The sequence below is a fragment of the Shewanella youngdeokensis genome (assembly GCF_033180165.1).
GTDB lineage: Bacteria > Pseudomonadota > Gammaproteobacteria > Enterobacterales > Shewanellaceae > Shewanella > Shewanella youngdeokensis.
Window position 1 is genome coordinate 3,281,107 of record NZ_CP136522.1, and the last position, 23,798, is coordinate 3,304,904.

Annotated in this window: 21 protein-coding genes; 12 read left to right on the top strand and 9 right to left on the bottom strand. The window is 42.5% G+C overall.

Features of this window, described 5'->3' with window-relative positions:
• Positions 1–20: 20 nt before the first annotated feature.
• The gene (locus tag RGE70_RS14055; protein WP_310472064.1) at positions 21–896 is read right to left on the bottom strand and encodes a helix-turn-helix domain-containing protein; all 876 of its coding nucleotides are present in this window, start codon (positions 894–896) and stop codon (positions 21–23) included.
• Between the two features lie 270 nt (positions 897–1,166).
• On the opposite strand from RGE70_RS14055, the gene RGE70_RS14060 reads away from it, so the two are divergent.
• Entirely contained in the window at positions 1,167–1,406 is a 240-nt protein-coding gene (locus RGE70_RS14060; RefSeq protein ID WP_310472065.1) for an HP1242/YdcH family protein, read from the top strand.
• A 101-nt stretch (positions 1,407–1,507) separates the two neighbouring features.
• On the opposite strand, the gene RGE70_RS14065 is transcribed toward RGE70_RS14060, so the two are convergent.
• The gene (locus RGE70_RS14065) at positions 1,508–4,699 is read right to left on the bottom strand and encodes a TonB-dependent receptor (protein ID WP_310472066.1); all 3,192 of its coding nucleotides are present in this window, start codon (positions 4,697–4,699) and stop codon (positions 1,508–1,510) included.
• A 319-nt stretch (positions 4,700–5,018) separates the two neighbouring features.
• Between RGE70_RS14065 and RGE70_RS14070 the strand changes: the two genes are divergently transcribed.
• From RGE70_RS14070 to RGE70_RS14080, 3 genes are all read left to right on the top strand, one after another.
• Complete coding sequence (locus tag RGE70_RS14070; protein WP_310472067.1) at positions 5,019–5,813, top strand: S1/P1 nuclease; 795 nt, start codon at positions 5,019–5,021, stop codon at positions 5,811–5,813.
• 574 nt (positions 5,814–6,387) lie between these two features.
• Positions 6,388–7,044 carry an NAD(P)H-dependent oxidoreductase gene (locus tag RGE70_RS14075; RefSeq protein WP_310472068.1) on the top strand — a complete coding sequence of 219 codons (657 nt, stop codon included), beginning with the start codon at positions 6,388–6,390 and terminating at the stop codon, positions 7,042–7,044.
• Between the two features lie 277 nt (positions 7,045–7,321).
• Complete coding sequence (locus RGE70_RS14080) at positions 7,322–8,389, top strand: PepSY-associated TM helix domain-containing protein (RefSeq protein WP_310472069.1); 1,068 nt, start codon at positions 7,322–7,324, stop codon at positions 8,387–8,389.
• A 151-nt stretch (positions 8,390–8,540) separates the two neighbouring features.
• Here the strand turns inward: RGE70_RS14080 and RGE70_RS14085 are convergent, their stop codons facing one another.
• Positions 8,541–8,789 (bottom strand): hypothetical protein, encoded by a 249-nt coding sequence (locus RGE70_RS14085; RefSeq protein ID WP_310472070.1) that lies wholly within the window; start codon positions 8,787–8,789, stop codon positions 8,541–8,543.
• A 458-nt stretch (positions 8,790–9,247) separates the two neighbouring features.
• Between RGE70_RS14085 and yghU the strand changes: the two genes are divergently transcribed.
• The gene (yghU, locus tag RGE70_RS14090) at positions 9,248–10,105 is read left to right on the top strand and encodes a glutathione-dependent disulfide-bond oxidoreductase (RefSeq protein WP_310472071.1); all 858 of its coding nucleotides are present in this window, start codon (positions 9,248–9,250) and stop codon (positions 10,103–10,105) included.
• Positions 10,106–10,194: 89 nt separating this feature from the next.
• Here the strand turns inward: yghU and RGE70_RS14095 are convergent, their stop codons facing one another.
• Together RGE70_RS14095 and RGE70_RS14100 are read right to left on the bottom strand one after the other, a co-directional pair.
• The gene (locus RGE70_RS14095; protein WP_310472072.1) at positions 10,195–11,052 is read right to left on the bottom strand and encodes a DMT family transporter; all 858 of its coding nucleotides are present in this window, start codon (positions 11,050–11,052) and stop codon (positions 10,195–10,197) included.
• Between the two features lie 104 nt (positions 11,053–11,156).
• Positions 11,157–11,387 carry a hypothetical protein gene (locus RGE70_RS14100; RefSeq protein ID WP_310472073.1) on the bottom strand — a complete coding sequence of 77 codons (231 nt, stop codon included), beginning with the start codon at positions 11,385–11,387 and terminating at the stop codon, positions 11,157–11,159.
• A gap of 407 nt (positions 11,388–11,794) precedes the next feature.
• On the opposite strand from RGE70_RS14100, the gene RGE70_RS14105 reads away from it, so the two are divergent.
• Positions 11,795–11,983 (top strand): hypothetical protein, encoded by a 189-nt coding sequence (locus RGE70_RS14105; protein ID WP_310472075.1) that lies wholly within the window; start codon positions 11,795–11,797, stop codon positions 11,981–11,983.
• 188 nt (positions 11,984–12,171) lie between these two features.
• Here RGE70_RS14105 and RGE70_RS14110 read toward each other — a convergent pair whose 3' ends face one another.
• The gene (locus RGE70_RS14110) at positions 12,172–13,368 is read right to left on the bottom strand and encodes an MFS transporter (RefSeq protein WP_310472076.1); all 1,197 of its coding nucleotides are present in this window, start codon (positions 13,366–13,368) and stop codon (positions 12,172–12,174) included.
• A 417-nt stretch (positions 13,369–13,785) separates the two neighbouring features.
• On the opposite strand from RGE70_RS14110, the gene gloA reads away from it, so the two are divergent.
• From gloA to RGE70_RS14125, 3 genes are all read left to right on the top strand, one after another.
• Complete coding sequence (gene gloA, locus RGE70_RS14115; protein WP_310472077.1) at positions 13,786–14,172, top strand: lactoylglutathione lyase; 387 nt, start codon at positions 13,786–13,788, stop codon at positions 14,170–14,172.
• A gap of 4 nt (positions 14,173–14,176) precedes the next feature.
• A complete protein-coding gene (locus RGE70_RS14120) occupies positions 14,177–15,277 on the top strand; it encodes an alkene reductase (protein WP_310472078.1) in 1,101 nt (366 codons plus the stop codon).
• A gap of 152 nt (positions 15,278–15,429) precedes the next feature.
• Positions 15,430–16,296, top strand: coding sequence for a DMT family transporter (locus tag RGE70_RS14125; RefSeq protein WP_310472079.1), 867 nt, complete (start codon positions 15,430–15,432; stop codon positions 16,294–16,296).
• Positions 16,297–16,557: 261 nt separating this feature from the next.
• Here the strand turns inward: RGE70_RS14125 and cspE are convergent, their stop codons facing one another.
• Positions 16,558–16,770, bottom strand: a complete 213-nt coding sequence (gene cspE, locus RGE70_RS14130; RefSeq protein WP_020911253.1) for a transcription antiterminator/RNA stability regulator CspE — start codon at positions 16,768–16,770, stop codon at positions 16,558–16,560.
• A gap of 480 nt (positions 16,771–17,250) precedes the next feature.
• On the opposite strand from cspE, the gene RGE70_RS14135 reads away from it, so the two are divergent.
• The 3 genes from RGE70_RS14135 to RGE70_RS14145 are packed head-to-tail and all read left to right on the top strand — an operon-like array spanning position 17,251 to position 20,548.
• A complete protein-coding gene (locus RGE70_RS14135) occupies positions 17,251–18,621 on the top strand; it encodes an efflux RND transporter periplasmic adaptor subunit (RefSeq protein WP_310472080.1) in 1,371 nt (456 codons plus the stop codon).
• Positions 18,618–19,322: an ABC transporter ATP-binding protein gene (locus RGE70_RS14140; RefSeq protein ID WP_310472081.1), complete on the top strand. Its 705-nt coding sequence runs from the start codon at positions 18,618–18,620 to the stop codon at positions 19,320–19,322. The genes RGE70_RS14135 and RGE70_RS14140 overlap by 4 nt, the downstream gene beginning before the upstream one ends.
• Positions 19,322–20,548: an ABC transporter permease gene (locus tag RGE70_RS14145; RefSeq protein ID WP_310472082.1), complete on the top strand. Its 1,227-nt coding sequence runs from the start codon at positions 19,322–19,324 to the stop codon at positions 20,546–20,548. Before RGE70_RS14140 ends, RGE70_RS14145 begins: the two co-directional genes overlap by 1 nt.
• Before the next feature lie 718 nt (positions 20,549–21,266).
• Here the strand turns inward: RGE70_RS14145 and RGE70_RS14150 are convergent.
• Positions 21,267–22,007, bottom strand: coding sequence for a hypothetical protein (locus RGE70_RS14150; protein ID WP_310472083.1), 741 nt, complete (start codon positions 22,005–22,007; stop codon positions 21,267–21,269).
• A gap of 8 nt (positions 22,008–22,015) precedes the next feature.
• Positions 22,016–23,779 (bottom strand): aryl-sulfate sulfotransferase, encoded by a 1,764-nt coding sequence (locus tag RGE70_RS14155; RefSeq protein ID WP_310472084.1) that lies wholly within the window; start codon positions 23,777–23,779, stop codon positions 22,016–22,018.
• Positions 23,780–23,798 lie beyond the last annotated feature (19 nt).

The following is a 23,798-nucleotide window of genomic DNA, read 5'->3' on the forward strand; positions in this document are numbered from 1 at the left end:
ATAAATGGTAAATATCGTACTTATGTCATTTTCTTAAATTGACTAGGCGTCATCAAAGTATGCTTTTTAAAGTACTTAACGAAATTTGTCGGCTCATCAAAACCCAGAAAATCAGATAGTTGCTGAACTTGAATGTTGTCAATAGAAAGCCTGCGCTTAGCTTCTAAAATGGTATAAGCATCTATCAATTGCTTGGCGGTTCGGCTTGTTGCCATCTTGCAGATATTATTGAGTGTTTTATAAGTCGTGCCAATTTGTGCCGCAAAAATCTTCGCGTCTCGGGTATGGGTAAAAGCAAGGCTCAGGGCATGCGTAAACCGGTCAAAACACTTAATTTGCGCTGGTGTCATTTGATGATGATAAATATCTGGTCGAGACTCGCTGACTTTGGTCAGCAACGCAGCAAATAAGACTTGTAGGTAACTAATATTAGGCTGACTTAATTGATACTCTGTATAAATTAACTCCATCAAGCTCATTAATGATTGCGTTTTTTCGGCAGAAAGAGATAAGTTTTGTAGGTATGAAGCCACTAAATGAGTGGGTGCAAAAATAGTAATATCGATCGCTGCAGCAACCTTATCTAGGTAGGCATCGGTAAAAACAACCACTTTACCTTGTGGCTGATTGACCAAATCAAATGCATGAATTTGTCCTTTATTCACTAGCACCACACTGCCCTTTTCAACCTGAACAGTATTAAAGTCAACAAAGTGTTCACCACTGGAGCCAGTAAAAAAAATCAAGTTATGAAAATTAACTCTATGTGGCTGGCCTAAATACTCAATCTCACCACTCGCAACCCGTTGATACAAAGTCGATAGCGTAATAACCTCAAACCCCACATTGGGCAGCCGAGTGTCTTTAAAGGTTATCTCTGGGACTAAATCATTCATCAATTAAGGCTCATGGTGTTTAACACTGGCAGTATACCCACAAATGAACACAATAAAAAAACACTATGCTCACATTGCTAAACCTGCCACTGAGGTATGAGTTAAGTTGCAAGCGTATCTTTACCTATTGTCGTTGCAGTAACTGCGTGCTGCAGCCAGTTTTATGTAAAAAGACAAAATTACCAGCCCTGACTTGTATTTAAACTGGCTATTGGCTTTACTTATCAGGTCAATACTGTGTTTATTCATATCCGTTTAAAAGGGGTTTTTATGCTAGGCGAAGATCATTCTCTGCTCCATGAGTTTCCTGAATATCAGGCTGTTATTGCGCAGCTAACTAAAAGTGATGCCACATTTACCAAAGACGCTAAACAATATAATGCGCTAGATAAAGAGATCCGCGAGCTAGAGCTCAACGGCGCACCTATCGATGACGAAGCCATGCACCAACTTAAGCACGACCGTGCCCAGTTAAAAGATTCACTATATCAACGTTTATCTAGCCAATAGGGTAAGGCGTTCATTCATCGCTACCCGTTATTGCTGGCGTATATTACGGGCAAAAAAATACCGAGCAAGTGCTCGGTATTTTTAAGTTAAATTAGCTCAATTTAGAACTTGTATTTAACACCAACTTTTAACTGCCAAGCAGATTGTTGCACATCGTAACTATCAGCGTCACTCGTATTGATGCTATCTTGACCATAAGGTACTGAGTAAGTGTAAACCCCAGTATCTGGGTCATAGTTATGATCAACCAAGATTGAAGAGTTGTAAGATTGATATTCAACCACGCCCCAATCATTATTTAGGAGGTTAAGCACGTTTTTAATATCAAAATAGAAGATACCTTTATGGCCATCAACAAAGCCAGGTAGTTCTTGAGTAAAACGGAAGTCTAACTGATGTACCCAAGGTGCATTACCAGCACCCTTAGGTGCATAGCCACCAGCGTATTTACCTAGACCAAGTTCATCAATCGCCGCTTTAAACTCGTCATAAGTTAACCCATTGTATACAACATTGGTATCATCAGCACCTGTTGGAATGTACGGTAGGTAATAATCTGCACCAGCAAAGCTAGCTTGGTCACCCAGACCGTAATCGTTGTAAGACCCTAGAACGTATGTTATTGGGTTGCCTTCACGCGCTTCGTAGAACATGTTAAAGCTAGAGTTGTAACCTGCAACCAGCTCAACATCGTAACCTAAGCTAACGGTAAAGCGATGCGGGGTTTCATAATAACCTGGCCCCATTGTGGTGCCATTACGGTCATATTCAACTGGAGTGTATTGGTAGTTAGAGGTCGCTGTTGAAGATGAACCTTGGTTACCTTCTTCTACTGAGTTGTATGCGTAACCCGCTCTAAAGCTCAGGCCCATATCCCAGTTTTTAGCAATACTTAAGCTAAGTGTTTTACTCGTGCCGTCTTCTTCAGCATTGGTTAGCATTAAGTCGTAACGGTTGGTATTACCACCAGCGCCGTCATTAAGTAATGGGTCCCATGTTTCATAAACCGTACGGCCAGTGCCATCAACACCCACTTCACGGCGAGCAAGGTCAACCCAAGCTACGTCATTTTCTTTTTGAATGTATAAGAACTCACCACCGATAAACCAATCATCGCCTAATGCGCCAAGATCCCATGTACTGTCAAAACCAACACTTGCGCGCCAGTCTGAAGGTAGCTCAAAGTCAGGGTCTAGCGAGTTAGTATTACCGTCACCACCGACTAAGCCAGCTTGCGCCTCACTTGGTACGTTAGCAAAATCAGGTGTGCCCCAAGCATCATTCCAACCATCGTTGTATGTTAAAATTGTGCTACCATCATTTGAAAAGCTGTTTGACATCCAAACGGTTGGTGAACCACCACTGTAACGTCCCACGCCACCGCGTAGTGTTACATCGTCAGAGAGCACGTAAGTTAAACCAATACGTGGTAACCAAATGTCTTTACCGTCAAAGGTGCTGTTATTTGCAAAGCCATAACGGTCAACAAAGTTTTGGTTTAACGCAGGTGAATCATCCATACTAATGGTTTCGTAACGCATACCATAAGTAATTTCAAGCTCGTCAGTTATAGCCCACGTGTCTTCAACAAATAGCGCTAGTGTTTCTTGACTGAATTCAGCAGCAACATCATCAGAATTACCTGATTCAGCATTTGAATAATAGAAATCAGCAACCTTGCCATTTTCAAAATCTTCGATGCTATCAAATGTCCAGTTACCTAGCACATTTTGCGCAAACAGGTTAAACACATCAACCTTGTTGTACTGCACACCAAAACCGATCTCATGGTCACCTAAATAGTAGTCACCCACAAAACGAAGTTCTAAGTTTTGGTTGTTTAACTCATTGGCTTGACGTGATTTATCAGTACCAAATACAACATTACTAGAATCTTGATCGTACCAAGGAGTGTCAGCGGCAGTGTTTCTATTAATTGTTACTTGGCCAATACCCAAATCATCAATGGTATTAGACTTACTTGTTGTGTCTTTGTAAGCAACTTTGATTTCAGTTGAGAAATCATCAGTCCAGTCACTGTATAAGTTAGCTGCGTAGGTTTCTAATATTTCTTCTTTGTTATACCAAGTGCTCGATAGTTTTAATGCAGAACTACTCGAGCTCATGTTATTAGTTAAATTACCTACCGTATTTTGGTAGGTAAAGCTGGCACGGTGTAGCTCATTAATATTCCAATCCACTTTCGCGAGGATTTTTTCATCTTCCTCTTGTGGCGTGACGTCATAACTACCGATGCTGTCAAGGCCGTAAACGTCAGCAGCGATAGCTTCAATTTGAGCCAGCTCTTCGGTTGTAATATTAGTGCTAAGAGGCGCTCCTGCGCCAGAAGGTCCCCATTCCGCAGATTGTGGCGCATCAAAGCTTTCGTAAGAGCCAAAGAAAAACAGCTTATCTTTAATCAGCGGGAAGCCAATTGTGCCGCCAAAAGTAGTTTCTTCAAAATCTTGGCTTGATCTTTTGCCATCTTCGTCAGGTTGTGTTTTACCAGCCATACTGTCATTGGTGGTTTCCCAAAACATAGTGCCTGATAATTCATTGGTACCAGATTTAGTGACCGCGTTAATTTGCGCGCCAGTAAAGCCACCATTACGTGCTGTATAAGGTGAAACGTTTAGCGCAACGCTTTCAACCGCGTCAACAGAAATAGGTGAACGCTGAGTTGGGTAACCGTTAGAGTTAAGACCAAAGTCATCATTTTGGGCAATACCATCAACCACAAAAGTATTAAATCTTGGGTTCATTCCGGCAACGCTCATCGAGATCCCGTCAGTCCCCACAACCGCCATCGGGTTTTGACGTAATACGTCTTTTAAATCGCGGCTAGAACCTGGCGCGTTAGCAATGTCCTCAGCGCCAAAGTCACTATTGCTACCAGCAGATCTGAAGTATGTAGCTGAGCCAACAACGCCAATACGCTCCATTTCTTCTGCCGTTTTTAGCGAACGGTTAAAGCGGAATGTTTCACCAAGTGATAAGTAAACATTATCTTCAACTAAGTCAGCAAACTTATCTGAATCAATTTTAATAATGTATGGACCACCAACACGTAAGCCGCGAGCAGTAAACTGCCCTTCAGCCGTTACAGGAACTTCCGTCACTGTACCTGTTGGTTCGTGGATAATTGTAATGGTTGCATCTGCAATACCGTGGCCAGCAGGCCCAGTAATTGTTCCGCGTATATCGGATGCTGTATCGGCAGACATAGCAGGTAGGGATACACCCATGGCAAAACATGTTGCCATGGCTAAGCGGCTGATTTTACTACTTAACATTATTCAAACCCTTGAGTTTTATTTTATTTTAATTAATTGCTAGTTTGTCTAGCTTTAACAATAACGTTTACAAACCAAAAACTTCGAGGCGAATGATATAACAAATATATTTCAAATTTACTTCGGCACGCACTTATTGACAACAAAAACACCGAACTGTGCGCTAGATCTCACATCTGCAACAAAATTGCTCATTTATTACCTAACCATTACTAGTTAATAACACTCAGCAGGTACAATACGCACATTCATGCGCACGCAAAGCTAATTTAGCATTTACTACAAGCAACATTTAATCGTTAATTACAATGGAATATCAATGAAATCTACTGTTTTTTTAGTCAGTGCAACACTTGCACTGTCAACTATGGTCAGCCTACCCGCTCATTCTTACGGCCAATTGGGTCATCGCATTGTCGGTGAAATAGCGCAACATAATTTAACAACTTCAACTCAAGAGCAGATCAATGCACTGACCAATGGCGAATCGCTTGCGCAAATGTCTACTTGGGCCGACGAAATTCGCTCCGATCCTAAGTGGTCACATGCGTCACCATGGCATTACATCACCCTTGAAGATGATGACTCTTGGAGCACAGTAGAAAGAAGTGCTGACGGTGACATTATTACAGGCCTTGAAAAGTACGAAAAAGTGATGGTGAGCCCAACTGCCACTCAACAAGAAAAATGGCAGGCTCTAGCCTTTTATGTACACTTTGTCGGCGATATTCATCAGCCATTACACGTAAGCTCAGCGGCTGACAGAGGTGGCAATACAGTTAAATTAAAGTGGTTTGGCAACGATACTAATTTACATTCGGTTTGGGATAGCAAATTAATAGAGCATCAAAAATTAAGTTACACTGAGTTTGCTAAATTTATTGGCCGGGTTTCAAAAGAAGATGTTAAGAAATGGCAAGGAAAAAGCTATTACGAGTGGGCAAGCGAGTCTAGAAGTATGCGCTACGCGACATATGAATTAGAAACAAATCGCGATGGACAACCCGATTTACGCTTTCAATATGTTTTCGACCATACCCCAACGGCTGAATTAAGACTGCAACAGGCAGGTTTTCGTTTAGCTGAAAAACTGAATGAAATTTTTAGTAAGTAGTCACTAATTAGCTAGTACCGTTTTTATCGCTCAATGCGAACTTAAACGATAAAAAAAGCGGAGCCATCTGGCTCCGCTTTTTATATTTTAGCGCTAGAGCCACAATACAATTAACTCTCCGTAACGATTTTGGTTTGGTTTGGTTTGGTTTGGTTTGGTTTGGTTTGGTTTGCCAGCATAGAGCTGCCAAATAGCACGCTAAAACTGATCAGATACAGACATCCGCAAAGGTATGATTTACTACCTGCTACATCGCTATTTTCAAGTTAAGCCGCTTAAAGCTTTAACAATAGCCATTGTGTTAAGCGCAACACATACAATTATCAAATTTTTATTGATAATAATTCAAAAGCCAAGCTGTTTTTGAAGTAAGTTTTTATAGTTAACATAAATGTATTATTTCGATTGTATTTTGGCATGTAATACCGCCGAGCCACGTTTATCAAATGCTCATTTGCTTACAGTCGAACGTTAAGTCTGTTATTAGCGTTTTAAATTACAGTTCTAAATTACATTTTTTGCCAACATTCTAAATAGGCCTGTTCACTGACAACTGGCTTCAAAGGACCTTATCATGACGCACCCGATTATTTCTGATTTAAAAAATCGTTACACGACTAAAAAGTACGACCCAGCAAAACGTATTCCGCAGTCCGATTTAGATGTTATCTTTGAAGCGATGCGTCTGTCGGCGTCTTCAATTAACTCTCAGCCATGGAAGTTCATCGTGATTGAAAGTGATGCTGCAAAACAGCGTATGCATGACACGTTTGCTAATCAATTTCAGTTTAATCAACCCCATATAAAGTCAGCGTCACACATAATTTTGTTTGCTCACAACCCGCATTATAGCCGTAATGATTACGCTAAAGTGGTTGATAAAGGGATTGCTGATGGCCGTACTAAGCCAGAAGACAGAGAACAAGCATTTGCTGGTTTTGCTTTTGCAGAAAAAAATACCGATGCAAACGGCAACACTGAAGCATGGACGAAATCACAAACTTACTTAGCCTTAGGTAACACGTTACATGTGCTGGCTCGTCTCGGTATTGACTCAACCACAATGGAAGGCATTGATAGCGAGCTTATCGGTGACATGTTTAAAAATGAACTCGGTGGTTTTGTCTGTGAAGTTGCGTTAGCCATCGGTTATCGCCATACCGTTGATGACTATAATGCCCCATTGCCTAAGTCTCGTTTACCTGAAGCTGATGTTTTAGCGGTTATTTAACCTCCAAGTACTTCATTGTGGCGTATTAATCGCGCCACAATGACTTCCGCCTCTAATCGCACTCTTATTTTGCTGTAAATTGTTCACAAACTTCCACTTTACACTTCTTTAATTGCACTCCATAACGAGTTTGATTATCATTCGCGCAATGATGGTTTATGTATTATTTCACACGAACAATCACAACTTTTTAATCTTCTTTTGCGATACTTATGACTAAGCCTTACCCCATGTCTTTTGTCACTGTCATGCAAAAGATCAACAAGAGAACGTAACAATGAATGTCGTACCGGCTTTAAAATGGTTTCATAACTGGGTTGGTTTTTTTATTAGCCTTGCCATGCTCATCGTTCTAACCACCGGAGTGTATTTAGGCAGTAGTGACATGCTTAAAAGACTCGACGATAAGGGGCAGCAATACCAACCACTGTCTATTGAACAAAAAGCCCAGATCACTGAAACCCTATTTGAACGCTACCCAAAGATCAGTACGGTTAAGTTTCCGACTCAATACACACCTTATATTCAAGCATCAGCCAGAGGCAGTAACATCGCCCTCGACACTGACCTAAATGAACTTTCAGTGAGTAAGTTTTCTGACTCACCGGTTTACAGCACGGTATTTTGGTTACATCGTAATTTTTTACTTGACGATTTTGGTAAGTATTTCAATGCTTGGGCGTCACTACTTGGCGGGATTATTACTCTTGTCGGTGTTTACCTTTGGTGGCGCGTTCGTAAAGGTTTTCGCCTTAAGCAAAGCATTCCAACGAATACAAAATCAAGTAGCTTAGTAAAAAGTCATATTCAACTAGGCTTATTTATTTCAATTCCGTTATTTATTTTATGTTTAAGTGGTTTTTTAATCACTTATAAAAGCTTATGGCTAGGTGCGATGAACTCTAAACCGGCTACCGAAATTAGCTTTCCACAAAGCCAAGCAAATAACTGGCACAGCCAATTACAAACAGCGCAAAACATTTGGCCAGATTCACAGTTAGTGTCAGTAGCAAAAGCTCGCTCACGTAAGCCACAAAAACCAGGCCAAGCTGCACCAATTTATAACCTACAATTTGACACCCATAGCGATGTTTGGCTACGCGCTGCAGACCGCATTAGCATTAACCATCAACAAGGTACGATTCAATCTGTTTTAAAACACAGCGACCGACCTCTTTCAGGCAAGCTTGCCAGCTTTGTTCGCCCACTACATGATGCACTCAATATGCCTTTTGGGTACGTATTGTTTATTACATCAGTCTCGGTGGTTGGCTGCGTTATTTTAACGTTTAGCTTGGTGACATTTTATCGTCGCACTTTTAAAAAGAAGCCAAAACGCAGTTAATGCTATAAAGCCAAATATATCTTTTTAAATGCAAGTCTATATAAAAAATGCAGATCAGTTTCCTGATCTGCATTTTTTTATGTTTATAGCCTGAGAAAAAATTGAGCTCTTACGGCTACAACAAGGGTAAATTTAGGAGCAAAAACGTGTCTTAATGTTTACCCTTAACACCATTGCGTACCATATCTTTACCGGTCGCAAAAATTTCATCGGTTATCCAACGAGCATGCAGCACCTTATGGCCTTTATCAAAGACAGCGACAAAGTGACGACCATCAGCATTATTGGTCGCCATACCAACGCCTTCAACGTTAGTTAAACCTAAACCGCCACTTTCTACTGCAATCAAAAAACGCTCTAATTCATCCAAACTATCGATAACACTTTGTTCTTGGCTCATATCTTTACTCTCTTTGTGTCAGCGATGGTCAATATACCTAATCGCTACGTCGCTAATGGTCCTATTTTAGCGCCCTTAAGGCAAAATTTGAACTTAGATAATTAGATAAGTACTCAGGGTAACTAATTAATCGCACCATTAACGCAATTAATACAAACTTAGTCGGTAAATATTATTGCAGCTAAGTTGCGGCGCTGATTACAAGTTTTCAGCCAATGTAAACTTCAGGACTATGGCTTTTATAGCAAGTCCAACGGCAATCAACATCAATGGTACATAGTGCTAGCGAGTTACCTTCAAAGTGTTTATATTTAAACCTTACTTAGCTCCGTTAGCCTAATACAGTACATGTCTTTCCAATCAGTTACGGATCTATTTCAGTCGCTTAAAAAGCCAATACTGAACCCACATCAGTTCTATAACGTTCGGTATTTACCGGTAAACTAACAGGACACCTTATGAGCAACGACTATACGCCAGCCAAAGTTTGGACAATGGATAACGACAATGGGGGGAAATTTGCCAACATCAACCGCCCTGACTCAGGTGCTAGGTATCAACAAGCACTAAGTGTCGGCGAGCACTCATTACAGCTGCATTCACTCGCAACACCCAACGGACAAAAGGTTACCATCTTACTGGAAGAGCTACTCAAAAAAGGGGTTACCGAGGCTGAATATGATGCATTTTCAGTCAGCATTATGGAAGGTGAGCAATTCTCTTCAGGCTTTGTTGCGATCAACCCTAACTCAAAAATCCCAGCGCTAGTGGATAATAGCGGCGATACACCAATCCGCATTTTCGAGTCAGGTAGTATTCTCGTTTATTTGGCTGAAAAGTTTGGCCACTTCATTCCAAGCGATATAGCTAAACGAACAGAAACAATGAACTGGCTATTTTGGCTACAAGGAGCAGCCCCTTACTTAGGTGGTGGCTTTGGTCATTTTTATGCTTATGCGCCTGAAAAGTTTGAATACCCAATTAATCGCTTTACCATGGAAACCAAACGTCAATTAGATGTTTTAGATAAACAACTTGCCAATAATGAGTATATTTCCGGTGACGAGTACACTATTGCCGACATGGCAATATGGCCATGGTACGGCAATTTAATGCTCGGTAACCTTTATGATGCTGCAGAGTTTTTAGACGTTTGCAGCTACACCCACTTGCAACGCTGGGCAAAACAAATTGCCGCACGTAGCGCGGTAAAACGAGGTGAAATAGTTAATCGAACTTGGGGCGAGGAGTGGCAACAACTCGCAGAGCGTCACAGCGCAGCCGACATTGATGCCGTACTCAATAAACAGCCATAACGGCGACAAAAAAATAAATTAACGCCTTAACACGGCAGTTGTGAGCCCAATGTCACAACTGCCAATAACTTCGATTGCGCCGCAGCAAGCTATTTAGCACGCTGGGTTTGCATCAGCGTATACGCGCCGCTAGCGACCACTAACGCACTGCCGATTAATGTCAGTACATCGGGCGACTCACCAAACACAGCTATTCCAATAATTAACGCAAACAACAAGCGGGAGTAACGAAAAGGGGCTATCACCGACACATCACCTGCGCGCATGGCAATGGTTAATGCGTTGTATGCCATAACACCAAACACAACAGCCCCAGCTATCTGCACCATCGCCAGTGCATCTATCTGTACCGGCTTAGCTTGATACATCAACATTACCAGCCCTGTTGGAATTAACACCATAAAACCATACACCCCAAGCTGTAAGTTTGACAACAAAGGCGATGCGGCGCGGGTGGCTAAATCACGGCCGGCAAAGCCTAACGTTGCCACTACCGCAAAAATCGACGCAGGTTCAAAGCCTGCAATACCTGGACGAATAATCATCATCACTCCGACAAAACCGACCAACACAGCTAACCAACGTTTTACGCCAATTTGCTCTCCAAATAATAAAGCGGCACCAATCATGGCTATCAAAGGGGTGGCCTGTAAAATTGCCGAGGCGCTCGATAAAGGGGTTAACGTAATCGCCAGTGCAAAACTATATCGGCCAACGACCTCGCAAACGGCTCGCATCAATATAGGTTTTGATAGAAGAGCTGGATGAAACACGCGTTGCTGCTTTTTCCAAGTCAACAGTATAAAAACCAGCATGCCTCCAAAGCCAAATAACGCCAAAATAAGGCCTAACGGGGCGGTATCGGCCGCCGCTTTAATTAGCATATCTTCAATGGTAAAAGCCGCCATTGACGCCACCATAAACAAACTGCCCTTTGTGTTATTCAAACAACCCCCAATAAGATAATGCGCCTAAGTTATAAGGTTGACCATAACAGACAATACTAGCGGCAGCGCATTAGCACACATAAAATTAGACATTCATCGTGAGGTTATTGTTTTTTATCTGATTCACGTAAAACCAGCAAATAGGTAAGGTACATTTTAGTAGGCAGAGATAACACCATTCCTAGCGCAATACACAGCGCACTGATGATAATGCCGGTAACTCCCATCGCATCAATCATGTCACTAAAATTATGAAAATAAATGCCCAGAAGAATCAAACAAAGGCCGACAGTGATACAAATTTTTAGTATTAAAATCAATTTTGCATCAGTCATCTTAATCATCCTAGATCATCAATTTACTGTCACAAGTTAACATTAAACGCCAAATGACGCTCTTGGGATTTGAAGGCCACTGCTTTTGCGCTTAAATTCACTGATAAAATCAGCAACAAACAACTAGCACCACAAAGCCAGCACCACGAAACCAGTGGATAACACTAATACCAAGCATCTAGTCAGCATTAGTATCCAACACACCAGCCTGTAGCGTAAAAAACAGATGTAAAACCTAAGTTAAATGCATACCGCAATATTTAATCAAATAGAGATTGATACAGATCAATAAGCGCCTACGCCTTTTGAGGTCATATAATAGTGAGCCAAATCACAAATATTTGCGCTGGACAGTCGCTTCCACAAAAGCATGCTGCATAAATGAAACTTGTATTAAGAGGTGCACGATGGAATTACTCCCCAATTGTTATACCGACCTTTGTATCAATGGCAAATGGTTTCATTACGATCACGGCGCAGACTCGGTGTTTATGCTTAACGGTAGTGTGCCACTTTCATTTGAATTAGATTCCCTTCCTAAAACGGAAGATGAGCTAGAGTCACACCTTACTGCAATTGCAAACCGCTTAATTTAATAAGCAACAATATAAGTTCATCACTTTAAAAATGGGCCTGCTGGCCTAATTTTGTCTTTATGCCTGCTTGATACCTAGCAACAACCTAAAGCCCTGCAGCGACTATAAGTATTAATGCAAAATAAAGTCTGAACATAGCAAAAATGCCAACATAAAATGTTGGCATTTTTCATTACATCGTCGATGACTTAAGCTGCTTGGCGTCGCGGCGCTGCTCCATCGCAAGCAACCTTGTTATCAAGCCTGCCACTATAGCGAGTTAAACCTAGTGCCAGTAATACAATCACTGCGCCGACCCACGGTGTATGCATCAGTCCGGCATTGGCCACTATCATTCCGCCGCCCCATGAGCCTAAAGCAATACCCACATTAAATGCAGCAATGTTCAATCCTGATGCTACATCCACCGCATCAGGAGCATACTTTTCGGCAAGCTTAACGACATACACTTGTAGCCCAGGGACATTACCAAATGCAAACGCGCCCCACACTAAAATCGTCACAACTGCTGCCACTGGGTTCACCGCAGTCACGTTAAATACAAGTAGTACAGCAGCAAGACCAGTAAAGATGATCGTCAGAGCTTTAACCGGCCCCATTTTATCAGCCATTTTACCGCCCCATATATTTCCTATCGCAACAGAAACACCGTAAACCAACATAATCAGGCTAATAGCACTCGGGTCAAAACCAGACACCTGCTCTAGAATTGGAGCTAAAAAGGTAAAAGCGATAAATGTACCACCATAACCCAGTGCCGTAATGGCATACACCAATAGCAAACGTGGCTCTGTTAACACCTTAAATTGCGCTGACAACTTAGGCGCTTTAGGTTGTTTCAAGTTATTAGGAACCAATAATGCGCTGCCAATCAGTGCAATAAAACCTAACACTGCAACCACTAAGAAAGTCGCTTCCCAGCCATAAAGTTGTCCAATGTACGTGCCTAATGGCACACCAGTAACTAACGCAACCGTTAAACCGGTAAACATAATCGCAATCGCACTTGCCGCTTTTTCTTTTGGTACTAATCCTGTCGCGATGGTTGAACCAATAGAGAAAAATACTCCATGGGCAAGACCAGTAAAAATTCGCGCAACAACCAGCGTACTGTAGCCAGGCGCTTGCCAAGCTAATAAGTTACCGATAACAAACAGCGACATTACAGACAGCAGCACATGTTTACGGTTCCATTTTCCGGTTAACGCCGTCAACACTGGTGCACCAATGGCAACGCCCAGTGCATAAAGGCTGACCAATAATCCAGCTGAAGGTAACGTTATATTCAGGTCTGCAGCCATTGTAGGAAGCAGCCCTACAATCACAAACTCGGTAGTTCCTATAGCAAAGGCGCTGAGCGTCAATGCAAGTAATGCTAATGGCATAATCATTCTCACTATTTCAGTTAATATTTAACCGGCTATGCCCGATACTGATGAGCAGTCGATTTTGATGGGCGCATTATGCCGCTCAATTAAATTGTTAAAAACAGCGCCTTTAGCAAATAACTTTTGTAGTATTTGCAACAATGTCACCGTGATATGCCAACCGACAAACTGCAGTTCAGCGATTTACAGCAAATTGATAACAGAAATGGTGCTACGAGCTAATGCACGCCATTTGCATCGCCCAAGCACTGATAACAAAAATTTATTAAAAAGATAAAATATGATAATTACACTCAAAGACTGATTACCGCTATATTCTTCGCATCAAAATAATTCAACATCGACCACATCCCTATTCTGAGCACTTAAGTGTCATTGGCTTACGCGTTCATTGATGTGTTTCTGAGGCGATACATGAAATTTTTACACACTATGTTTAGAGTCACAGATCTTGAGCAGTCAATTGATTTTTATACCAAAGTACTTGGTATGAACGTGCTAGAGAGATGCGAAAACAAAGAATATCGTTACACATTGGTTTTTGTGGGTTACGGCACTAAAGCCGACAGCACCATTGAGCTAACTTATAACTGGGACACCAATGAGTACGAGTCTGGTAACGCATTTGGTCATATAGCACTCGGTGTGGATGATATTTACGCGGCCTGCGACAAAATCAAAACCCTTGGCGGTAACGTCACTCGAGAAGCTGGCCCGGTAAAAGGTGGCAATACCCACATTGCTTTTATCACCGATCCAGATGGTTACCAAATTGAACTCATTCAAATGTCAGGAGAATAACAATATGACGACTGCATTATTTCAACCAATCCAATTGGGGAAGCTCGCGCTTAAAAACCGTATTGTAATGCCTCCAATGACCCGCTCTCGTGCAACCCAACCTGGTAATGTCGCCAATCAAATGATGGCAGACTATTACGCGCAAAGAGCATCAGCGGGGCTGATTGTGGCTGAAGGTACGCAAATTTCGCCCAATGGCCAAGGCTATGCTTGGACCCCGGGCATTTACAGCCAAGAACAAATTGCTGGCTGGAAACAAGTAACCGATGCCGTACATGCTAATGAAGGTAAAATTTTTGCGCAGCTATGGCACGTTGGCCGTGTAACTCACCCAGACAACATTGGCGGCGAGCAACCGATTTCATCATCTGCACATGCAGCTAAAAACGTAAAAGTATTTATTGATAATGGCACTGACGCACCAGGGTTTGTTGATGTCGTTGAACCTCGGGCTATGACCAAAGCCGATATTGACCAAGTTGTTGCTCAATACCGCCAAGCAGCACTCAATGCTATTGAAGCCGGATTCGATGGTATTGAATTACACGCAGCAAACGGTTACTTGATCAACCAATTTATTGACTCAGAAGCTAACCTTCGCACCGATGAGTATGGCGGAAGTACTGAAAACCGATTGCGCTTTATGAGCGAAGTGGTGGCAGCTATGGCTGACGCTATTGGCGCTGACCGTGTGGGAGTGCGTCTTGCTCCATTCACTTCTCTCAACGGCACCGTTGATGCAACGCCATCAGAGACATATATCGCCGCGGCCACAATGCTAAACAAACACAAAGTGGTGTATATTCATTTCGCTGAAGTTGATTGGGATGACGCGCCAGAAACACCCGCTGAGTTTAAACCTGCGATACGTGCAGCTTACCAAGGTGTACTCATTTACGCAGGCAGATACAACCACGAGAAGGCGGTACAAGCAATCGAGGCTGGTGTCACTGATATGGTCGGTTTTGGCCGTCCATTTGTGGCAAACCCAGACCTACCAAACCGCATTAAAAAGGGTTACCCGTTAGCGCCGCATAACCCTGACACATTATTTGGCGGCAACGAGCAAGGGCTAACAGATTACCCACAATACTGCCCAAGCTAAACCTCAACCAAGACGTGCAGTAATTGCTTTCAAGCCCCATGTAACGCTTACAGGCAAGGTATGCAACTTATAACCCCGCAGTACTGTGTTGTTTCATCGCAGTCGCGGGGTTTATTTATATAAGTCCATCACACTAAGGAAGTTTCACCGATATGAAAACCTACGCTTGGCGCGGACAGCTTATATTACTACTGACAACCCTGCTCGCTGCCATTGGTTGGATTGCTTCAAAATACGTTATTGAGGTTGTACCAGGTGATGGCTTTATTGCGGCGCGCTTTACGCTTGCTAGTTTAATTTTGCTGCCTTTTTGCTACCGCCAAATAAGTAACTTGTCGCTAAAAAACATGGCTGCTATTTGCATGGTAGGCGGTATTCTAGCGCTATCAATGCAAGTTTTTATCTTTGCATTATCCATAAGTAACAACCTTGGCGAAGGTGCATTTATCATGAGTCTCGCCATGATTATCGCACCATTAACTTCATGGCTGTTGTTTCAAACCCGCCCCAACCGCGCATTTTGGATTGCTCTTCCCATTGCCGTCATGGGGATCGCGTTACTAACTTTAACCCATGAGTGGACAATCGAGACAAGCCAATGGTATTTCTTATTGGCGTCAACCCTGCTTTCAGCCCACTTTGTTTGCAATAAAAAGGTCGTCACTGCCAGCACCCCTTTAGCCTCAATCTGTTTACAGCTGATGATGGTAGGCTTAGGCGGTATAATTGCAATACTATGGAGCCCTCCTGAATCATTTGAACTCAACAGTCATATTATATTTTGGTTTTTTATCTCGACAATTGTCGCCACCGCGATCCGTTATCTATTACAAACAACGGGGCAATTACTAGTAAAAACCGAGACTGCGGCCATCATCATGATTTTAGAGCCAGTTTGGACACTTACATTAAGTATTTTTTTATTGGGTGAGGCGTTTGAAATACAAAAGTTAATTGGCGCCGCAGTGATTATAATATCCTTGTTGGTTTACATTAAGCTGCAGCAAAAGCCTAACTAAAAACCACAATATATTACCAACTTTTAAACAAGCAACAACGCATTACCCTGAATAAAAATATAGACTTACGACCATTAATTGCCGCCAGTAATATAATTTAATGTGAGGCTTTAATTATATTAAATTCTAGACGTAAAAAAGCGAACCATAAGGTTCGCTTTTTTAATGAATTAAGTTAAACAATATAAACCTAATGGCTCACGTTAACTTAATCATTTGAAGTGAGGCACATCGTCGTTAAACAATTACCTCATCTTTCAACTAGATAGCAACTACGTTAGCTGCTTGTGGGCCTTTTTGGCCTTGCTCTAGGTCGAAAGAAACTTTTTGGCCTTCAGCAAGAGTTTTGAAACCGTCTGAAGCGATTGCACGGAAATGAACGAATACGTCAGCGCCGCCGTTGTCTTGAGTAATAAAACCAAAACCTTTGTCTTCGTTAAACCATTTTACGATACCAGTAGTTGAATTAGACATTTTGTGTCCCTTATATAATTAAAATTAAAAAATCTATCGCTAAAATGCGATGCGCTGATAGCTTGAATTATTTAATGTGACGATGAAGCTAAGGGAAACACAGGGATAACAACGATAACGCAGCATCTGAGGCTTTCTTATTACTTGATGTTCATTAATAACTCTGAATGCCAGAGCAAGGCATACTCTACAGGAGTATCGAATATTGTAAAGGTTTAATTTATGTAAATAGAATAGCCCTGGATATAGCCGTCTACGACCAGAAATAACCAGTGCTCAGTCAATTAAAATCGGCACTACAATTGAGAACTACGATAAGTTATCCCCTTACAGCAAAGCCAGTTACCATTGCCTATCAATTGGTTTCATTGCAAATAAGTGTCAGTTAGTTAACAGTCGTAAAGTAGTGTAAAAGTCATGGGTGAATCAATAATTTGATTGTTAGAATATCAATCAAATTAAACTCTTACTTGGTCAATTATGAAAAGACTTTTATTAGTTATCGCTGCAGCATTAATGCTAAGTGCATACTGGTTCTTTACCACCACAGACGCAGTTACCCCAGAATCTAGTTCCTACCGTACTGAAACTATTGGCAAAGGTGATATTTCAAACTCAGTGAGTGCAACTGGGACGTTAGCAGCGGTTGATGATGTGATTGTTGGCGCGCAACTCTCCGGCCAAATTACCGAAGTTTACGTCGATTTTAACGATACCGTGCAAGCTGGACAACTATTGGCGCAAATTGACCCAAGAACTTTTGCCGCGAAAGTGGCTCAAGCAAAAGCACAAGTGAATAAAACACAAGCTGATATTGCATTGCAAAAAATCGCCATTGAACGCGCAAAGGTAACACTCAACAAAGCTAAGCGCGATTTAGCCCGTGGTGAAAAGTTAGCCTTGTCTAACAATATTTCAGAAGACGAGCTCGATGTGTTCCGCACCTCTGCAGACCAATACCAGCTCGACTTACAACAAGGTCAAGCTCAACTTAATGTGCTAAATGCGACCCTAGCCTCTAATAAGGCCAGTTTAGAACAAGACCAAATTGAGCTAAACCGAACCGAAATTCGCGCACCGATTGATGGATTCGTAATATCTCGCACCATTGAGGCTGGCGCAACGGTTGCCTCTAGCCTTAATACTCCAGAGCTATTCCAACTGGCAAAAGATCTGTCGATAATGGAAATCGAAGCCTATATTGACGAATCTGACATCGGTCAGTTAAAAGAGCAACAACGGGTTAACTTTAATGTTGATGCGTTTCCCGATCGCAAGTTTAGGGGCCAAATCACACAGATCCGTCGCTCACCGCAATCAACCTCTGGTGTGGTCAGCTACACCGTTATTATTTCTGCCAACAATCGCGATGGTGAATTACTACCGGGAATGACAGCCAATCTCGATATTTCAATTGACAGCGTAAGAGGTATACAGCGCGTGTCTAATGCCGCATTACGTCTTGCAACACGACTCAAAGATGAATCTGCAGAACAACGTCGAGGCCCGCAAACATTGCTTGCCGGTTTAGACCTTAGTGAAGAGCAAAAACAACTACTTGAAAGCAAAATGCCTAAACGCCCAGAAGGCCGTGGACCCGGTGTATCTGAGCAGCAACGCCAACGCGTACAGCAAGCGTTAGATGACGTACTGACCGACGCACAAAAAGAACTCAGACTAGCGATGCAAAGCGGTAAAATAAAACTTGCCACACTACTGCTTTTGCGTGATGGCAAGCAAGTCAGTGTGCCAGTTCAAATTGGTATCACCGACGGCCAGTATACTGAACTGTTAAAGCCAGACCTTACTGGTGAGCAAGTTATTACCCAAATTAAAGCGGGTTCGCTATGAGTGTTGCCGTCCAGTGTATTAACTTAAGCCATAGTTTTCCTATGGCTGGTGAGCGCTTTCAAGTGCTCAACAATATCAACCTCACCATCAACCAAGGTGAAATGGTGGCGATTATGGGGCCATCAGGCTCAGGCAAGTCAACACTCATGAACCTAATTGGCTGCTTAATGACACCAGAGCAAGGCGAAGTGCGTTTACTTAATAGCTCAACTTTAGGCGTCAATAAAGACGGCCTGGCCACATTACGCCGCGACCATATTGGCTTTGTGTTTCAACAATTCAACCTGCTAGCCCGCACCTCAGCCCTTGATAATGTGAAAATGCCTTTGATGTATGCAGATTCGCCAGTAGCCGATGCTGATCAGCGGGCGCAGCAATGCTTAGAGTCTGTTGGCCTAGGCGATAAACTGTTAAACCACCCAAGCCAACTCTCCGGCGGACAACAACAGCGTGTAGCAATTGCCCGCGCTTTGATCCACCAGCCAAACATTATTTTGGCCGATGAACCAACAGGCGCACTTGATAGCCGCACCAGTGAAGACATCATGGCGTTGTTTAGAACACTAAACAAACAAGGTAAAACCGTGGTGTTAGTGACACATGAAGACGAAGTGGCGGCCTACGCAGACCGCATTGTAATGGTGCGTGATGGCCAGCTTCAGCCTACCGCCTCAAGAAAGCCAAAGCCGGAGGCCTTGTAATGACCTTAGTGCATACCGCTTTACTATCGTTACGTCGTAATTTAATGCGTTCAATTTTGACCACTTTGGGGATCATCATTGGCATTAGCGCAGTCATCGTCATGTTTGCATTAGGCGAAGGTGCGCAACGGCAAGTAGAGGAAAAAATAAAAAGTCTCGGCACTAACGTGTTAATGGTGCGCACCGGCCCCAGTAAATCTGGTGGGGCTAAACAAGCTGTCGGCGACGTAGATAAGCTTGTCATTTCAGACGCCACAGCGATTAAAAATGAAATACCTGAAGTGCTCTATGTTGGCGCCTCTAATGATGGCCAAACGCAAATCGTGTGGGGCAATCAAAACTGGTCTACCAGCGTACAAGGCACCAACACTGATTATATTCATGCCAGTAACTGGGTTATTTCGCATGGTGAAATGTTCACTGAAGTTGACATGAAAAGTGGCGCAAAAGTGGCTTTGATTGGCACCACGGTTGCCACCGCATTATTTGGCGATGCTGAATTTGCCATTGGCGAAATTGTGCGAGTCAACAAGGTGCCGATTACCATTATTGGCCTGTTACAAACCAAAGGCCAAGACATGCGCGGCTTTGACCAAGACGACACCCTTATCATGCCGCTTACCACCGCTAACCGTCGGGTACTTGGCCGCTCTGGCACCAATATTAACCGTGTCAAGCGACTCACTATCGCGGTAGACAAAGCGGAAAACATGGATTATGCCACTGAGGAGATTGAACGATTACTGGATCAACGCCACCGCGTGCCTGTTGGGCAAACAAGTCCATTTGATGTGATGAACCTATCGGCAATGATGTCAACTCGCGCAGAAGCCAACCGAGTATTTTCAATGTTACTCGCCGGTGTTGCCGGAGTGTCATTACTGGTTGGTGGTATTGGCGTGATGAACATCATGCTGGTTAGCGTTACTGAGCGTACCCGTGAAATCGGTTTACGCATGGCAGTGGGGGCTAAACCCAAGCACATTTTAATTCAATTTCTAATTGAGAGTGTCACGCTGTGTGTTATCGGTGCCTTAACGGGTGTGTTGTTATCACTATTGGCCGTAGTGATAATGCAATATGGCTTAGGTTGGGAGATGGCCATTTCACCAGCAATTATTGGCATTAGCGTAATTGGTACAGCATTAATCGGTATTGGCTTTGGTTTTTATCCGGCTTACAAAGCGGCAAACCTCGATCCGATTGAAGCATTAAGATACGAGTAATCTCGTCTGCATTTTTAACATGGCGCACCTTAACCTTAACTTGCTTAAGGTGGCGCCTTGTTAAGCTGTATTGTTTTACTTCTCCCCTATTCCTCCCAAGCAATAGCCTAATCAGTACCGTCGTATCGATTAATCTCAGCCATTAAACGTAAACAAACACAACGCCAGAATGTTGCACGGCATACGTAAACTCAATGCCCCTTTTTATCAACTAACTTGATAGACGGTGTCAATCCGTGCTCAATTTAACCCACACTCAGAGCTGCCATGTATATGTTAACGCAAGGTGTAGGTTAGCTCCGTGAGTATTTCACCAACTGTTTACCCGCTACACATAAAGTAAACCTACCGGTAGCCTCAAAGCCATGAATATAGCCTCACAAATATGATGGGAATAGTCGGTTTAAAACTTAAATGAAGAGCTTAAATAATAAAAATCTTGGATGATCTATTTAGACAATAACTTGGCTAAATAGCTCAAAGCAAACATTACTGCAGCCGCTGGTGATTAACACTTAATGAATATCGATGTGAAGAACAACCTTAAAGCAAGCTTAGCGTAACCCGTCGGTCACTGATAACCTTGCTAAACAAAAAATTAAGCATGCATATACGTATGATGACGCATCTAAAATTAGCCACCGTTTTACAGCCAATAAAAAAGCACTGTGTAAACAGTGCTTTATCTCGTGCAGATGAAGTTCGCTAAAGCGACTTACTACATGTTGTAACTGAAGTTAACAAAAATTGAGTTACCGTCAGTACCGTAGCCACCAAACGATTCAAAATGGTGCAATTGAAGGTTAGCTGTAATCGCTTCAGTAACCCCAAAACTGGTGTTGAGCATGTAATGGTAACCATGCTCTTTCCAACCAATACCGTCTTGTATGTCATTGTTTCGGAAATTCACATTTTCAAATATAAAAGCTTGCTTGATGTTGTCGGTCAGGTCATAACTCAATATCGTACGACCAAACAAGTGCATCCCTTTCGCATCATCAAATGGTGAATGACCGAAGTAATATTCAGGTGCAAACTGGGTACTAAACCTAACGGGGCCAAACTTGTTTTTATACGAAATACCCGCTCGGACATGGTTATCGGCAATTTTATTATTACCCACTGTCATATGGTCAAGCCAGACCGAAAAAGGTGAATCACCGATATCAACATAAGTGGTCGAAAAAGTCTTTAAGGTAGTGATCGTCATACCGTTTGGTGACTCATTAGTGCCACCGATATTCTCAATCAACCCTCGAACAACACTCGAACCCCAATCCGTTTTGGCGCGGTATTCAGCAATAATAACCGTTTCATCACCTTGGTTATTTTCTTCTGAGCCACTGCCAGATTCCATCCAGTAACCAGCAGCAACTTTAAAATTACTGTTGAGCACTTCGGCTTGCAGCGTCGGAGCACCAAAAGCCATTAACGCGACGAATAAACTTAACTTTTTCATAGTGTCGCCTACAGTAGGTCAGGGTTAATGATCGTTGCACGGTAAGGCGCATTCCCTGGAAGAGGCGATATCACATCCATTTCAACTAATACGTTATCAGTGTTGTACTCAACTTCATTGATAACCCCGCGAGTCAGCACACCTTTTTGCTGTAGGCGTGTGTTAGCACTGAAGATAAACATAGAGTTTTTGTCTTCTTGGAAGCTCACATTTGACGTAATTGCAGAGTACCACTCGTTACCGCGGTCTTTACCAAACTCCCATACTTGCTCGACTGTCATGTCTTTTTCATTAACTTTGTATTCAACGGCGCGAGAGTACTTCATTGATTTAAGTGCAGGTTGCTCTAAGTGACGGCCATCACCGTTATCAAATACGCTTAAGCCCTTAACCTTACCGTTTTGGTAAGTTTTACCGGTTAGCCATGCTGTATGTTGGGTATAGGTGAAATCGAAATCGCCTTCACACGCACCATTATCAGTACATGATATTTTTTTACCTTTTGAATCAACTGGGGTCAACAGCTTGCTTGCTAGTGCTTTATTCCAGCCACTTTTTGGCGATAGAATCCATTTAACTGACTTGTCGCGATTAATTTTAACGACACCTTGGTGACGCAGCGAAAGGATAATACTGTCGTCTGAACTGTCGTGATCAATGGAGTTGACATGAGCCCAGTTACGGCCAGCGCCAACACCTGGAATATCGCTAAACGGGGCATCAAGCTCAACCTCTACGGTTTCGCCAGCATGCTCATTGTCAACGTTTAAACAAACCGCACCAACATCTAACGCCAGCAGTAAATCATCACGTAAGTTGTCTAAAATGATGTTCAAGTCCCATACATCGACCAAACGACCATTTTCATCTAACTCAAGAATATGATCTCGAACAGTATGTACACGCTTACCATCATCTCTGAGGTAATCAGCTTTCGCTGCACGAACTAAGTAATGGCCGTTATCCATGGCTTGTATTTCATGCGAGAAATCAATATAACCACGTGGTAAATCCCAGTCCCAAACCACTTTACCAAACATATCCATGCGGAATAATTGCTGGCCTTTACCCCAAATCAGGTCACCATTATCTAGCTGATGAAAGCCCATCATAATGCCGCGTTGAGTAATATCTTTGTAGTTTTCAAACTGCGATGTATCTAAAGTCCAGCGTACTTCACCCTTGGTATCAGTAATAAATATATTGTTTTTACCTGACCAGTTTTGAGCCCCCATATTACCTTTCCATGCCAGCGCTCCTGAATTAGGCGTTTCAAAAATATGGTTAATTAAGTACAGTCTGTCTTTGAATTCGTCTGCGACCTTAACTGGTTGAATCACGGGTGCATTATTACGCATACCATCTGAAGGCGTACCACTGACGCGAGGAGCAGTATAGATCCTGTAATCTTCAGTCACTTTTTTACCGCTTTTTGTGTAGGTTAAAGTGACGGTGTTATTAAAGTCTGCGTAAAGGCCAAAAATGGGTACGCCGTTATGATTTAAGATATCTGCATGGTCAACGTCATATTTAATGTCTATTCCATCTTTACCTTTACCGTGTACTACCACTTTTGCAGCTTCAATTTTAAACCCACCCAAGTCGATTACAGCGGTTTGCGGAGCTACCCCATAAGCATCAACAAATACTGTGCCCAACTGGCCTTGTGCCTTAATCGGTGCTGATGGATTAAATGCTTTTGCTGCATGCGATGGTGTAGCGGCGACTAATAGTGCAGATGCTATGATTAAACTAACTACTGATTTTTTCATTACATACCCTTAAACTAAG

What these genes read in the sequence shown, in the direction of transcription:
- RGE70_RS14055 (WP_310472064.1), bottom strand. Translation starts at nt 896, where the DNA reads ATGAATGATTTAGTCCCAGAGATAACCTTTAAAGACACTCGGCTGCCC.
- RGE70_RS14060 (WP_310472065.1), top strand. Translation starts at nt 1,167, where the DNA reads ATGCTAGGCGAAGATCATTCTCTGCTCCATGAGTTTCCTGAATATCAG.
- RGE70_RS14065 (WP_310472066.1), bottom strand. Translation starts at nt 4,699, where the DNA reads ATGTTAAGTAGTAAAATCAGCCGCTTAGCCATGGCAACATGTTTTGCC.
- RGE70_RS14070 (WP_310472067.1), top strand. Translation starts at nt 5,019, where the DNA reads ATGAAATCTACTGTTTTTTTAGTCAGTGCAACACTTGCACTGTCAACT.
- RGE70_RS14075 (WP_310472068.1), top strand. Translation starts at nt 6,388, where the DNA reads ATGACGCACCCGATTATTTCTGATTTAAAAAATCGTTACACGACTAAA.
- RGE70_RS14080 (WP_310472069.1), top strand. Translation starts at nt 7,322, where the DNA reads ATGAATGTCGTACCGGCTTTAAAATGGTTTCATAACTGGGTTGGTTTT.
- RGE70_RS14085 (WP_310472070.1), bottom strand. Translation starts at nt 8,789, where the DNA reads ATGAGCCAAGAACAAAGTGTTATCGATAGTTTGGATGAATTAGAGCGT.
- yghU (WP_310472071.1), top strand. Translation starts at nt 9,248, where the DNA reads ATGAGCAACGACTATACGCCAGCCAAAGTTTGGACAATGGATAACGAC.
- RGE70_RS14100 (WP_310472073.1), bottom strand. Translation starts at nt 11,387, where the DNA reads ATGACTGATGCAAAATTGATTTTAATACTAAAAATTTGTATCACTGTC.
- RGE70_RS14105 (WP_310472075.1), top strand. Translation starts at nt 11,795, where the DNA reads ATGGAATTACTCCCCAATTGTTATACCGACCTTTGTATCAATGGCAAA.
- RGE70_RS14110 (WP_310472076.1), bottom strand. Translation starts at nt 13,368, where the DNA reads ATGCCATTAGCATTACTTGCATTGACGCTCAGCGCCTTTGCTATAGGA.
- gloA (WP_310472077.1), top strand. Translation starts at nt 13,786, where the DNA reads ATGAAATTTTTACACACTATGTTTAGAGTCACAGATCTTGAGCAGTCA.
- RGE70_RS14120 (WP_310472078.1), top strand. Translation starts at nt 14,177, where the DNA reads ATGACGACTGCATTATTTCAACCAATCCAATTGGGGAAGCTCGCGCTT.
- RGE70_RS14125 (WP_310472079.1), top strand. Translation starts at nt 15,430, where the DNA reads ATGAAAACCTACGCTTGGCGCGGACAGCTTATATTACTACTGACAACC.
- cspE (WP_020911253.1), bottom strand. Translation starts at nt 16,770, where the DNA reads ATGTCTAATTCAACTACTGGTATCGTAAAATGGTTTAACGAAGACAAA.
- RGE70_RS14135 (WP_310472080.1), top strand. Translation starts at nt 17,251, where the DNA reads ATGAAAAGACTTTTATTAGTTATCGCTGCAGCATTAATGCTAAGTGCA.
- RGE70_RS14140 (WP_310472081.1), top strand. Translation starts at nt 18,618, where the DNA reads ATGAGTGTTGCCGTCCAGTGTATTAACTTAAGCCATAGTTTTCCTATG.
- RGE70_RS14145 (WP_310472082.1), top strand. Translation starts at nt 19,322, where the DNA reads ATGACCTTAGTGCATACCGCTTTACTATCGTTACGTCGTAATTTAATG.
- RGE70_RS14150 (WP_310472083.1), bottom strand. Translation starts at nt 22,007, where the DNA reads ATGAAAAAGTTAAGTTTATTCGTCGCGTTAATGGCTTTTGGTGCTCCG.
- RGE70_RS14155 (WP_310472084.1), bottom strand. Translation starts at nt 23,779, where the DNA reads ATGAAAAAATCAGTAGTTAGTTTAATCATAGCATCTGCACTATTAGTC.